The following is a 13316-nucleotide window of genomic DNA, read 5'->3' on the forward strand; positions in this document are numbered from 1 at the left end:
GACGAAAGCCAACCGCCTAAACGAGGCCTCGGAACAGCGCCGACCCCAACGTGTTCAGGACGGTCCGCTCAGGCGCGGCGGGGGTAATCCTTCCTCGAAGGGGATGGCACGCGCCTCCGAAGGCAGCATGATCGGGATGCCGTCACGCACCGGATAGGCAAGCCGTGCGACCCTCGAGATGAGCTCGCCGCGCTCCGGATCCCAGGTAAGCGGGCCCTTGGTCAGCGGGCAGGCCAGCAGTTCCAGCAGCCTGGGATCGACATTGGCCTTCTTTCCCTCACGCCCATCCGTCGCCATCGGATTCCCCTCGGCCTTGCAGGCCCAACCTATTGCAGACTCGAACCAAAATCCTCGTTTTCGCGCGCCAGCGCCATTTCGGTGATGGCGATCAGCGTTTCGGCGCGGGTCTTCAGGTCCGCTGCTTCGAGCAGCGCCTGTTTCTCGGCCGGCCCGTAGGGAGCCATCATCGACAGCGCATTGACCAGCATGGCATTTTCGGCGCGGCTGACGCTTTCCCAGTCGGCTTCAAGATCGTTGGCCTGCAAATAGGCGCGAAACGCCTTGAGCAGCGCCGGCCGGTCGATCCCGGCCTCCGCCTGATCTTCGTCGAGATCGGTGAGAAAGGGCGCAAACCGGCACTGGCGGAAGGGCGTCTTGACCGTGAGTTCCTGCACGATGCGAAACCGGCACACGCCTTGCAGCGAAATCAGGTAACGGCCGTCGCCGCTCTCGGAAAGTGCGATGATGCGTCCGGCGCAGCCGACATTGCAAAGCTCCGGCTCGCCGTCGGCACGCCGCGCGCCGTCGAGGCTGGGCTGAATGATGCCGATCAGCCGCGATCCGGCGATCGCCTCATCCACCATCTCCAGATAGCGCGGCTCGAAGATATTGAGCGGCATGCGGCCTCCCGGCAGCAGCAATGCGCCTTCAAGCGGGAAGATCGGCACCGTCGACGGCAAATCCCTATCGAGCCGGTAATGCGCGTTTCCCGCCTGCACTTCAATCCTCCGCTCGCGTCCTCGAGAAGCGCATCAATCCGCCCACCCTTCACAACCTGACGCGTATGTCGTCACAAAGCGAAAAACGGATGGTCTGGCCTCTAATCTGGCGCAGCCACCGCCGACCGCAAGCCCATCATGCAAAAACAGCCCCGAGTGTGCTGGTTTGCTGCTCATGTCCCTGAAAAAATCGGCTTCGATTTTCGAAAAAAGAACATGAGCAAAATCAAAAGTGTTACAGCTCAGGAAAACAGCAGCGACGACAATTTGCGCCGCGCCGCCAGCGTCGCTTCGTCGGTCATGCCCCAAGCATCGAAGAGCTGCAGCAATTGCGTCTTGGCGCCATCGTCGTTCCACGAGCGATCGGCCTTGACGATCGCCAGCAGATTGTCCGCCGCGGCCATGCGCTCACCGTTGGCGTTCTGGATCATGGCAAGATCGAAACGTGCCTGGTGGTCCCCGGGGTTCTCGGCCAGGCGCCGCTCGAACTCGGCCGGATTGCCAAGCGCGGATGCCTGCGCGGCAAGCGCCATCTTGGCGCGCACCGCGGCGAGCGGCGGCGCATCTTTCTTTGCTTCCGGCGCCCGCGCCAGCACGGCTTCGGCGCCCTCGGCATCGCCGGCCTCAAACAGCAGATCGCCCAATCCGGCAATCGCTTCGATTGTCTCCGGCGCCTGTTCCAGGATCGCGTCGTAGATATCCGCGGCCGTCTGCGCATCGCCGGCGTCGCGCGCCTCCGCGGCCGCGGCAAGTGCCTCGGCAACCTGAGGCGCACCATTGGTCTTGCCGCCGACCTTCTGGATGAACGCGGCGATCTGGCTTTCGGGAATGGCGCCCATGAAGCCGTCGACCGGCTGGCCGTCCTTGAAGGCGATGACCGCCGGTATCGACTGGATGCCGAGCTGGCCGGCGATCGAAGGATGATCGTCGATGTTCATCTTGACCAGTTTGACCTTGCCGCCGGCGGCCGTGACCGCCTTTTCCAGCAGCGGCGTCAGTTGCTTGCAGGGCCCGCACCATGGCGCCCAGAAATCGACCAGCACCGGTTGTCGGCGCGATTCCTGGATGACATCGGCGGCAAATGTGGCGGTCGTCGTATCCTTGATGACGTCGACGGCGACAGGCGGCTCGCCAAGCGCGACTTTCGCGGGGGTGGGCTCAGTGCCGCCATACTGCACCGACGTGGCATACTGTCCGCCATTGCCGCCGAATGGGCCGCCAAATGGATTGTTGTCGCTCATCTCGTCACCCTTTCGGTCGCGCCGCCGGCCACCAGCCCGGCGCAACGCCCTTATCCTCACTCAGAAGTCGGTTATCGCCATCCATGTGGCGATCATGCCGTGACTTTCAAGATAACAGCATCATGCCCGGTTGCCTCGACGAATCTGACCAAGTCGGCGGCGGCGATCGATGTCGTTGCCTCATTGGTCAGCGGATGGGCGTTAATGACAGCATGGTCCATCAACTCCTGGTCGAGAACCACCTTGACCCGCCGCTCCGTATCGTTGATCACGCCGAACACCGTGACCGCGCCCGGTACGACGCCGAGAAGCGCCATCAGCATCTCCGGCTTGCCGAAGGAAACGCGACCGGCGGCGCCAATCACATGGTGGATCTGCTTGAGATCGACCACCGCCTCCTCGCTGACGCTGACCAGGAAGAAATTGTCCTTCTTGTCCTTGAGGAACAGGTTCTTGGTGTGCCCGCCGGCAATTTCTCCACGCAGCGCCTGCGAATCGGCGACCGTGAACAGCGGCGGATGACGCAGGGTCGAGACCTCTATCCCGAGGCTGGCGAGAAAGGCAAAGAGCTCGGCTTCGGTTTTCGGCATGCTGTTTCTTGTGGGACTTCTTGTTGTCGCGGTTGGATCATGCCGTTTACGGCCAATGAGCAGGTCGAGACAAGACCGTCGTGCAGCGAAGCAGTGATTTCCGTCCGTCATAGGCGCAAGGGAGCTTCCAGGCGCCGTCAGGTGCGGCCAAAAAGCCTGCGATTTCCCTGTTGCAATCGCCGCGCTCTTCAGCCATATAGGCGCGGCTTGCGGCCCAAAAGCCGCGCGAGCGGGTGTAGCTCAGGGGTAGAGCACAACCTTGCCAAGGTTGGGGTCGAGCGTTCGAATCGCTTCACCCGCTCCAGTTTCCTCTTGGGGAATCAAGCAATTGTGAAGTAGGCCGGATTCCTTTCCGGCCTTTTTCGTTTTTGCACGGCATCACCCGGCAGACGAAGCGAGCCTGTTGTTTGTCGCGGCCCACTGGCCAGCAAGCGCTTTGTTCGCCGGGTGGAATACGCCCCCGATAGAGTTTAGGACCTTTGCCTTCCAATCTCGGACCAAGGTCCGTCTTGCGGACAGGTGTATTTGGACGAAACTGGCTAATAGCGGACCTTCTTGGAAGGTCCTCATGTTCATAGTCTAGACCATCCTGGCGGAGGGCGGCTCGAAGGAGGAACTATGAAAACCCGAACCTGTCTGCTCGCAACGGTAGCCGTCCTCGCCCTTGTCGCTTCTCCGGTCCTCGCCGGGCCCGGCGGCAATGGCGGCGGGCAAGGTATTGGCGGGAGCAACGGCAACGGCGGAAACTCGGCTGGGGCCGGATCTCAGGGACACGGCGCCGCCACTTCTGCGGCGGCCAAGGATAAGACCACGACCGGAATTGCTCATGCAATGGCTGTCGTTGCGACGACGCCGGCCTCGCCGCAGGCCACCCTGTCCTTGCAGGCAGCCTTGGACAAGTTCCTGGCAAGAAACGCCGAGGATGACCCGGCAGAGCCTTCCGACGACACCTCCGGGGAAATTCCCGACGCAGCCGAATAAAATTGCAAATCGTGCGCTGCAGGGCGGCGCACCGCATTATCGAAATTCATGCCCGGCTGGCGGGCTCCCTCATCCATTCGGCCGATGCCTTGGGGTCAACGAAGAGCCGACATTGAGCCCGGCCCTGTCGGACCACTGGACGGTCTTGCCCCTACAGACTGTCCAGAGAGCACCACCGGCTTCGGCCGGTGGTGCATTTTGCATGGGCACTCAACTGGCGCCGTGCACCGCCCCTACCTGCCCGAAAACGCGACGCGCTGGAAGCAAAGGCGGCGCCGTTAGTTCCGGGGAACCGCGAACATGCAGATAAAAAATTCTTTTAGCCTCACCCCTGCTGATGGCTCAAACCATGACGGCATTTCAACCGGCGCCCGGCGCTGTAATGCCGGCATCGACCGGAATGGCTCTATTTGACTGGGGCTATCTGGCGCCTGCGCCTCTGCGGAAGTCCGACGGCGACATGCCGGCCAGCTTGCGGAACGACTTGTTGAAGGCGCTGAGCGAACCGAAGCCGGAGTCCATGGCGACGCGCAGCACGTTGGCGTCCTGGTGCATCAGCAGCGCCTGCGCGTAGCTGAGCCGCAACAAGTTGACATATTCGTTGAGCGTCATGCCGGTCGATTTCTTGAAAATGCTCATGGCGTATTTGGGATGGATGTCGGCCGCCGCCGCGATGTCCACGCAGTCGATGTCGTAGAGGAAATTCTCCGCGATGAAGTCGCACATGCGCCCGACATTGCGCAGGGATTGCTGGTCGAAGGGACTGCCTGCTTCCTGCTCGATCGGGTTTTCGGGGGCGAGCCGGTAGGGCTCGAACCGCACTCGCTCCAGCCGCAGCAGGAGTTCGTTGACGGCGTGCTCGGCCCTGGCTGGATTGCCCGACCGGACATAGCGGTTCCAGCGCTCGAAATTGTCGTTGTCGGACCGGTCGGTGGCATTGGTCACCAATGTCGCGCCCGTCATCAGCCGGTTGCGAACGTCCGCCGGCAAATGCAACCGGAAGAAGTGCACAAGCGGCAGATGCGCGCCGGCAAAGACGGCATCGTCCGACGCATCCACCATCTGGTGCGGCAGGCCGCCCCAGAACAGGCACATCTCGCCCGCCGACAGCGAGATCTCGTGATCGTTCATGCGGTAGTGGACAGTGCCGCATATGATGAAGTTCACCTCGACCTGGGCATGCCAATGCGGCTTGAGCATCACCAGCGGATGATTGTGAAACGTCTGCAGGAGCAGCGGCAGGCCTTCCACGCTGCTGGCGCCGGGCTGGTAAAACGGCCTTTGCGGCATCTTACTTTCCGCCAATTTCTTATTCCCTTTGTCGCGGACAAGCCTTCCCCACTGCCTAGTCTAGGCACGCTCGCGAAGAGAGAGCAAATGAAATGGGAGGATTTCGATGCGCACCATATTGACTTGCGCCGCGCTCGCGCTTGCCCTGGGCTCAGCCCCGGCCTTTGCGCAATCCGGCGAAATCACGATCTGGAGCTGGAACGTCGCCGCTTCATCGCTTAAGGCTACCATAGAAGGCTTCAATAAGCAGTTTCCCGACATCAAGGTCACCGTCCAGGATCTCGGCAACCAGCCGACCTACGACAAGTCGATCGCCGGCTGCGCCGCCGGCGGCGAGGGGCTGCCTGATATCGTGACGATCGAGAACGGCGAAGCCGAGAACTACTGGAGCCAGTTCCCGGACTGCTTCGTCGACCTTCACACGCTAGGCTATGCGGCCGAAGACCAGGCGAAATTCCCCGATTTCAAGCGCACCGAACTCGAAGTGGAAGACAAGGCCTATTCGATGCCGTGGGATTCGGGCCCGGTGGCGATGTTCTACCGCCGCGACTTCTACGAGGAGGCCGGCGTCGATCCTACCTCGATCAAGACCTGGGACGATTTCATTGTCGCCGGCAAGAAGATCCAGGACGCCAATCCCGGCGTGACGATGACCAACGCCGATTTCAACGGCGATTCCGAATTCTTCCGGATGATCGCCAACGAGCAGGGCTGCGCCTATTTCGCCGCCGACGGGCAGTCGATCATCGTCAACCAGCCGGCCTGCGTGGCGTCGATGACCAAGATCAAGGAGATGAAGGACGCCGGCATCATTTCCTCGGCCGACTGGAGCACCAAGATCACCAACAACACCGCCGGCAAGGTCGCCAGCCAGATGTATGGCGGCTGGTACGAGGGCACCATACGCACCGAATCGCCCGACGGCAGCGGCAAATGGGGCGTCTACCTGATGCCGAGCCTCACTGCCGACGGCCCGCGCGCCGCCAATCTCGGTGGCTCGTCGCTCGCCATCACCTCGGTGTCCAACAACAAGGAAGCCGCCTACGCCTACCTGAAATACTCGCTCGCGACCAACGAGGGCCAGATAGCCATGCTGAAGGGCTTCGGCCTCGTGCCGTCGCTGATCTCGGCGCTCGATGACCCCTATGTCTCCGAAGGCCAGCCCTATTGGGGCGGCCAGGCGGTGTGGAAGGACATCCTCGGCACCTTGCCCAAGGTCGTCCCCAGCCGCGGCACGCCGTTCCAGAGCGACGCGGAAATCATCGTCCGTTCGGTGCAGACCAAGTATCTGGGGGGCGGCTATCCGGACGCCAAGGCGGCGCTCGACGATGCCGCAAACCAGATCGCCTCGGCGACCGGCCTGCCGATCGAAGAGTGATCTGGATGCAGCTCTTCCTTCTCCCCTTGTGGGAGAAGGAAAGACCGCACTCACCTCGGCAGTAAGCCGGCAAACCTAGAAACGGGAAGGAGGCAACGATGCGCTATCAGAACGCCACGGCGTACCGCTTCCTCGCGCCCTACCTGCTGATCTTCTCGATCTTCTGGCTGTGGCCGATCATCGACTCCTTCCTGATCTCCTTTCAGGCGACGCGCACCGTGCCGTGGCGGTTCTCGCCCACCTTCAACTGGGGCCGGCTAATCGGCGACCCGGCCTTCTTCAATGCGTTGAAGAACACGCTGCTCATCCTCGTCATCCAGGTGCCGGTGATGATCACTTTGGCGATCGTGATGGCCGTGCTTTTGAACTCGCCGCTGCTGAAAGCGAGAGGCCTGTTCCGCTTCGCCTTCTTCGCCCCGGTCGTCGTCGGCGAAGTCGCCTATTCGGCGGTCTTCCGGCTGATGTTCAACCTCGATTACGGCATCATCAACAAGCTGCTGAACAGCGTCGGCTTGCCCAGCATCGACTGGTTTTCCAACGTCACGCCGGCGATGGCGGTCATCATGATCGCGGTGACCTGGCGCTGGGCCGGCTACAACGCCATCATCCTGCTCGCCGGCCTGCAGTCTATCCCCCAGGATGTCTACGAGGCGGCGACGCTGGACCGCGTCAGCAAGCTCAAGCAGTTCATCTACATCACCCTGCCGCTGCTCAAGCCGATCATCGTGTTCTGCGCCGTGCTGTCGATCATCGGCACCATGCAGCTGTTCACCGAGCCGTTCCTGATCACGGAGCGCGGCGGACCGGGCGGCGGCACCGAAACGCTCGGCCTGCTGCTTTACCGCCAGGGCTTCAGATCGCTCAATTTCGGTTACGCCTCGGCCATCGCCTACACCATGGCCGGGCTGGCGATCGCCATCTCGCTCGTCCAGCTGTGGCTGACGAGGGACCCGAAATGAGCTCGCGTTCAGCTTCCAAACTGGGACGCAGCATCGCGCTGCATCTCTTCCTGACGCCGCTGGCGCTGATCTGGCTGTTTCCGCTGTGGATGATGGTGATCTTTTCGACCATGCCCGACAGAGGCATCTTCAGCCCCAGCATCGAACTTTTGCCGCACGGCAATTTCCTCGACAATGTCAACAATTTGCAGCGCGACACGAATTTCATCGGCGCCATCGGCATCTCCGTCTCGGTGGCCGTGACCTATACATTCCTGTCGGTGATGCTCACCTCGATGGCCGGCTGGGCGCTGGCGCGCTACCAGTTCTTCGGCAAGGGCCTGGTCGTCGCAATCATCCTCGGCACCATCACGCTTCCCTATGCGGTCGTGCTGATCCCGCAATTCATCATGGTGGCGCGCGACTTCAAGCTCGCCAACACCTGGGTGGCGCTGATCGTGCCGCCGCTCTTCAACTCGCTTGGCGTCCTGTTCATGCGGCAAGCCTTCTCGATGATGCCGCATGAGCTGTTCGACGCCGCTCGGGTCGAGGGGGTCAAGGAATGGCGGATATTCCTGTTCGTCGCGCTGCCGCTGGCGCGGCCGATGCTGGCGGCGCTCGCCATCATCCTGTTCCTTGCCTCCTGGAACAACTATCTCTGGCCGCTGCTGATCAATTCCAAACCCGGCGCGATGACGGCACCGGTGGCGCTCGGCACGCTGATCGGCCTCACCAAAGTGTCGTGGGGCGGCATCATGGCGGGCGCCGTGATGCTGACCGCGCCAATGCTCGTCGTGTTCGTGCTCTTGCAGCGTCATTTCATCGCCGGCATCGCCGCCGGCGCCATCAAATAAATCAGGGAGATTGAATGGCGGGTGTCTTGCTCAACAACGTCGTCAAGCGCTTTGGTGATTTCGAGATCATTCACGGCGCCAGCCTCGATATCGCCGACGGCGAGTTCGTCGTTTTCGTCGGCCCCTCGGGCTGCGGAAAGTCGACGCTGCTGAGGATGATCGCCGGGCTGGAGGACATCAGCGGCGGCGAGATCGCCATCGGCGGCAAGACGGTGAACGATGTCGAGCCGGCCGACCGCGGCATCGCTATGGTGTTCCAGTCCTACGCGCTCTACCCGCATATGAGCGTCGAGCAGAATCTAAGCTTCGGGCTGAGGATGAACGGCAACCCGAAGGCCGATACCGACCGGCGCGTCAAGAAAGCGGCCGAGATACTGCACATCACCGATCTGATGGCGCGCCGCCCGCGACAGCTTTCCGGCGGCCAACGCCAGCGTGTCGCCATTGGTCGCGCCATCGTGCGCGAACCGCAGGTGTTCCTGTTCGACGAGCCGCTCAGCAATCTCGATGCCGAGCTCAGGGTGCAGATGCGGGTCGAGATCTCGCGTCTTCACAAGGAGCTCGGCACGACGATGATCTACGTCACGCACGACCAGATCGAGGCGATGACGCTGGCCGACAGGATCGTGGTGCTGCGTGGCGGCCATGTCGAGCAGATCGGCAGGCCGCTCGATCTTTACAGTGACCCTGACAATCAGTTCGTCGCGGGTTTTGTCGGATCGCCGAAGATGAACTTCATCACCGCCCGGGTCCTGGAGCGCGGCGCTTCCGGTGTGACGGTCGAATTGGCAGGCGGGACGCGTCTTACACAGCCGCTGAACGGGCCGGCGCCCGAACCGGGAAGCAAGGTTGTGGTGGGCGTTCGCCCAGAACATTTCGGCCATGCCGGAAAGGGCGATGCCGACCTTTCTGTGACCATTGACGTGGTCGAGCATCTGGGCGGCACGAGCTTCCTCTACGCCAGTACTGCGGCTGGCGACGATATCGTCATTCAGCGCGACGCGGCCGAGGTATCCGACGCCCCGGAGATCACCGTTTCCATCCGCAAATCTTATTTATTCGACGACAAAGGACGGCGGCTGCGCTGACGGCCAGTTCGTCTCAAATCCCAGGAGAATGACAATGACTTCAATCGCGCCCATCCGCTGGGGCATTCTCGGGCCCGGCACCATCGCCAAGGCCTTTGCCGGCGGCGTGGCCCATTCGCGCACCGGCACATTGGCCGCTATCGGCGCGCGCAATTCCGGCAAATCAGGCCTCGCCGAAAACTTTCCCGGTGCTCGCTTCCTCAACGGCTACGAGGCTCTGCTTGCGGACCCGAGCGTCGATGCCATCTACATTTCGACGCCGCATCCCAGCCACGCCGAATGGGCGATCAAGGCGGCAGAGGCCGGAAAGCATGTGCTTTGCGAAAAGCCGATGGGGCTGACCGCCTTCGAGGCCGACGCGATGATCCATGCGGCGCGCAAGGCCGGCACCTTTCTCGGTGAAGCCTTCATGTACCGGCTGCATCCGCAGACGGCAAAGCTGGTCGAGCTGGTCAGGTCCGGCGCGATCGGCGAGGTGCGCATGGTGAAGTCGAGCTTCGGCTTCGCCATGCCGGGCTTCATGCCGGAGCACCGGCTCTATGCGAACGATCTCGCCGGCGGCGGCATTCTCGACGTCGGCGGCTATCCCGTCTCGATGGCGCGGCTGATTGCCGGGGCAGCAGCGGGAGAACCTTTCGTCGAGCCGGATAGGGTAGCTGGTGCTGCGCATCTCGGCCAATCCGGCGTCGACGAATGGGCTTCGGCGCTGCTGCATTTTCCGGGTGGCATCGTCGCTGAAGTCTCCTGCGGCATCTCGCTGGCCCAGGACAATGTCCTGCGCATCCTCGGCACCAAGGGCCGCATCGAGGTCGCGGATTTCTGGTATGCGAGCGGCAAGGAAGGCGGCACCGGCGAGATTCGCATCATCCGGCCGGACGGCGAGGAGATTATCAGGATCAAGGAGGACCGCTGGCTTTACGCTTTCGAGGTCGACGCCGCCGGCGAGGCCATTCTTGCCGGAAAACAGGAATTTGCCTGGCCGGGCATGGGTTGGGCCGACAGCCTCGGCAATCTGCGCGTGCTCGACAAATGGCGCGCTGCGGTCGGGCTCGAATATGATATCGAGAAGCCGGCAAAGCGTCTCAACACCATCTCCGGCCGGCGACTGCGTTCCGGCGGCACCGCGATCTCGAAGCGCGAAATTCCGGGTCTGCCGCGGCCGGCCTCGTGCCTTGCGCTCGGCTTCGAGGATTTCCGCACCTTCTCCTCGGGCACGATCCTGCTCGATGCCTATTTCGAGGCCGGCGGCAACGTCTTCGACACGGCCTACATCTATGGCTCGGGCTACACCGAGACGCTGCTCGGCCAATGGTTGAAGAATCGTGGGGTGCGTGAGCAATCGGTGGTCATCGGCAAGGGCGCACACACTCCGCTCTGCTATCCCGATGTGATCGGCAAGCAGCTCACCCAGTCGCTCGATCGGCTGCAGACCGATCATGTCGATGTCTATTTCATGCATCGCGACAATCCGGATGTGCCGGTCGGCGAATTCGTCGACGCGATGGACCAGGAGGTTAGGGCCGGCCGCATTCGCGGTCCGTTCGGTGGCTCGAACTGGACAAGGGAACGCATGGACGAGGCTATTGCCTATGCCGAGCGGACCGGCAAGCAAAAGCCCGGCGCGCTTTCGAACAATTTTTCGCTGGCCGAAATGCTGGAGCCGATCTGGGCAGGCTGCGTCACATCGTCAAGCGATGAATGGAAGGTCTGGCTGGCCGCCCGGCAGATGCCCAATTTCGCCTGGTCGAGCCAAGGGCGGGGTTTCTTCACCGACCGCGCTGGGCGTGACCAGCGCGACAATGAAGAGCTGGTGCGGGTCTGGTATTCGGAAAAGAATTTCGGCCGCCGCGACCGGGCCATCGAGCTCGCGAACAGGCTGGGCAAGAGCCCGATCCATGTCGCGCTGGCCTATGTCCTGGCGCAGCCCTTTCCATCCGTTCCGCTGATTGGACCGCGCACGCTCGATGAATTGGAGAACAGTCTGCAGGCGCTCGACATTGCGCTTTCGCCGGACGATCTGGCGTGGCTGGATGGCGGTTCGGATCGGACGCGCGCGCGAGGCCCAGGCTGACGCTAGGGCAATCGGTTTCAGCGTTGCGCTGCCCCTCGTCCGCCTGCGCTCCTGCGCTGGTGGTTGGCGAAAGCGGAAGCGCCATCCAATCTCCCCCTTTGCGGGCAGGGCAATCGGCAGCCTCGCCGACGGCGCCTACTCCGGTGCCCTTGGGGCCGACACCCGGCCAGCCCCCACCCTACCCACTCACCTCGGCCGGCGGTGCTTCCACGGCATCTCCCGTTCCAGCTGCGCGGAGACAGCGAGCACGGTCGCTTCGTCGCCATAGCGGCCAACCAGCTGCACGCCGATCGGCACGCCGTCGTCGGACCAGCCGAGCGGCAGCGAGATCGCCGGCTGTCCCGAGATGTTGAAGGGGAAGGCGAAGACGGCGTCCGTCCACTTCGCATTGTAGCGGTCGATATCGGGTTCCGACATGTCGTAATAGCCGAAAGGTCGCGGCAGTTGCGTCAGGGTAGGGGTGATGAAGAGATCGTAGGGCAGGAGATCACCGACGATGTCGCGGCCGACCTGACGGATTGTCTCGACATCGGAGATGTGCCGGATGCCGCTTGTCGCGCGGCCGCGCTCGATGATCGCCCAGGTCACCGGCTCGACGTCAACCTGCGTCACCGGCCTGCCGATGACCGTTTCATGGTAACCGAAAGTTGCCGCCGTCTGCACGCAGGTCATGTTGGTGTAGGTCTTCCACACCACGTTGGCGTCGAGCGGCATGTCGTGCTCCTCGACGTCGTGTCCCAGGCGCTCGAGTGCCGCCACCGTCGCCAGCACCGTGGCCTTGACCTCGGGATCGATCGCCGTGCCGTTGGGCGGCGTGACGGTAAAGCCGATGCGCAGCCTTTTCGGCGCACGCGCCGAAAGGCTGAGCCAGCTGCCGTCCGGGACCGGCGGCGTATAAGGATCGCCCGGCAGCGCGCCGGCCACGGCATCGAGATAGGCCGATGTGTCGCGCACCGTCCGCGAACAGCACAGGAAATAGGCGCCGCCGTACCAATAGTCGCCGAAGGGCGCCAGGCTGACGCGCCCGCGCGACGGTTTCAGGCCGACGATGCCGCAGCAGGACGCCGGGACGCGGATCGAGCCGGCGCCATCGCTGGCCTCGGCGATCGGCACCATGCGCGAAGCGACGGCCGCCGCCGCGCCGCCGCTCGAGCCACCGGGCGTGATGCCGTCCTTCCACGGATTTTTCGTCGCGCCGTAAAGCTTTGGTTCGGTGGTGATCGACCATCCGTTTTCGGGCGCGTTGGATTTGCCGACAAGCACCAGGCCCGCCGCCTTCATGCGGCGCACGACCTCGGTATCGAAGTCGGCGACAACGTCTTTGAGAAAGAAGCAGGCGTTGGTGTTCGGCGCCCCGGTCCAGGACGAGGCCAGTTCCTTGAGCAGGAACGGTACGCCGGCAAAGGGCGCGCTTCTGTCGACCGTTTCAGCCGAGGCGCGCGCCATGTCGTAGAGGCGGTGGACCACCGCGTTCAGCGCCGGGTTGAGCCGCTCGATCGTGATGATGGCCGCCTCGATAAGCTCAACCGGCGCAACCTCGCCGCACTGCACCAGCCCGGCCAGATCCAGCGAGTCGGACTCAGCATAGGCCTCCAGGAAACTGTCGGTGATTTCAGACATGTCTCTCTCCCTCGTTCTGCCATGCCCAAAACGGCCCGGTGGCATCGCTCCAGGCCAATTGCCGATCGTGGCGCCGCCCCTCATCTGCCTGCCGGCATCTTCTCCCCGCAAACGGGGAGAAGGGGACTGGTCGCAACCCTGGCGCTCCCTCTGCAACGCCGGAGATTGGCGAAATCCTTTGCGAAGGCGTCCTTCTCCCGTCACTATACGGGGAGAAGTGCCCGGCAGGGCGATGAGGGGCAGCGCCAAGATCGGCCGTTGTCGCTC

At 62.9% G+C, this 13316-nt stretch carries 12 protein-coding genes and 1 tRNA gene; 7 read left to right on the forward strand and 6 right to left on the reverse strand.

Annotation, left to right across the window (positions count from 1 at the left end; translation table 11 throughout):
• Positions 1-54 precede the first annotated feature (54 nt).
• The 4 genes from IQ26_RS18360 to IQ26_RS18375 form a co-directional block, all read right to left on the reverse strand.
• Positions 55-297: a Trm112 family protein gene (locus IQ26_RS18360; protein ID WP_145719775.1), complete on the reverse strand. Its 243-nt coding sequence runs from the start codon at positions 295-297 to the stop codon at positions 55-57.
• A gap of 29 nt (positions 298-326) precedes the next feature.
• Positions 327-998: an LON peptidase substrate-binding domain-containing protein gene (locus IQ26_RS18365; RefSeq protein WP_145719776.1), complete on the reverse strand. Its 672-nt coding sequence runs from the start codon at positions 996-998 to the stop codon at positions 327-329.
• A 242-nt stretch (positions 999-1240) separates the two neighbouring features.
• On the reverse strand, positions 1241-2239 hold the full coding sequence (gene trxA / locus IQ26_RS18370; protein WP_145719777.1) for a thioredoxin: 999 nt from the start codon (positions 2237-2239) through the stop codon (positions 1241-1243).
• Positions 2240-2331: 92 nt separating this feature from the next.
• Positions 2332-2829 (reverse strand): prolyl-tRNA synthetase associated domain-containing protein, encoded by a 498-nt coding sequence (locus IQ26_RS18375; RefSeq protein WP_145719778.1) that lies wholly within the window; start codon positions 2827-2829, stop codon positions 2332-2334.
• 229 nt (positions 2830-3058) lie between these two features.
• Here IQ26_RS18375 and IQ26_RS18380 point away from each other — a divergent pair.
• Positions 3059-3133, forward strand: a tRNA-Gly gene (locus IQ26_RS18380).
• 314 nt (positions 3134-3447) lie between these two features.
• Positions 3448-3810: a hypothetical protein gene (locus tag IQ26_RS18385; RefSeq protein ID WP_145719779.1), complete on the forward strand. Its 363-nt coding sequence runs from the start codon at positions 3448-3450 to the stop codon at positions 3808-3810.
• Positions 3811-4230: 420 nt separating this feature from the next.
• Here the strand turns inward: IQ26_RS18385 and IQ26_RS18390 are convergent, their stop codons facing one another.
• Positions 4231-5100: a helix-turn-helix domain-containing protein gene (locus tag IQ26_RS18390; RefSeq protein ID WP_145719780.1), complete on the reverse strand. Its 870-nt coding sequence runs from the start codon at positions 5098-5100 to the stop codon at positions 4231-4233.
• A 106-nt stretch (positions 5101-5206) separates the two neighbouring features.
• Here IQ26_RS18390 and IQ26_RS18395 point away from each other — a divergent pair, with 106 nt between their 5' ends.
• The 5 genes from IQ26_RS18395 (at position 5207) to IQ26_RS18415 (ending at position 11429) form a co-directional block, all read left to right on the forward strand.
• Entirely contained in the window at positions 5207-6478 is a 1272-nt protein-coding gene (locus tag IQ26_RS18395) for an ABC transporter substrate-binding protein (protein ID WP_145719781.1), read from the forward strand.
• 98 nt (positions 6479-6576) lie between these two features.
• The gene (locus IQ26_RS18400) at positions 6577-7437 is read left to right on the forward strand and encodes a carbohydrate ABC transporter permease (protein ID WP_145719782.1); all 861 of its coding nucleotides are present in this window, start codon (positions 6577-6579) and stop codon (positions 7435-7437) included.
• Complete coding sequence (locus tag IQ26_RS18405) at positions 7434-8270, forward strand: carbohydrate ABC transporter permease (RefSeq protein ID WP_145719783.1); 837 nt, start codon at positions 7434-7436, stop codon at positions 8268-8270. Before IQ26_RS18400 ends, IQ26_RS18405 begins: the two co-directional genes overlap by 4 nt.
• Positions 8271-8284: 14 nt before the next feature.
• Positions 8285-9358 carry an ABC transporter ATP-binding protein gene (locus IQ26_RS18410; protein ID WP_145719784.1) on the forward strand — a complete coding sequence of 358 codons (1074 nt, stop codon included), beginning with the start codon at positions 8285-8287 and terminating at the stop codon, positions 9356-9358.
• Positions 9359-9392: 34 nt separating this feature from the next.
• A complete protein-coding gene (locus IQ26_RS18415; protein WP_145719785.1) occupies positions 9393-11429 on the forward strand; it encodes an aldo/keto reductase in 2037 nt (678 codons plus the stop codon).
• Between the two features lie 186 nt (positions 11430-11615).
• On the opposite strand, the gene IQ26_RS18420 is transcribed toward IQ26_RS18415, so the two are convergent.
• Entirely contained in the window at positions 11616-13049 is a 1434-nt protein-coding gene (locus tag IQ26_RS18420) for an amidase (protein WP_145719786.1), read from the reverse strand.
• Positions 13050-13316: the final 267 nt, after the last annotated feature.

Origin of the sequence: Mesorhizobium tianshanense (assembly GCF_007830515.1) — a bacterium.
Lineage (GTDB): Bacteria > Pseudomonadota > Alphaproteobacteria > Rhizobiales > Rhizobiaceae > Mesorhizobium > Mesorhizobium tianshanense.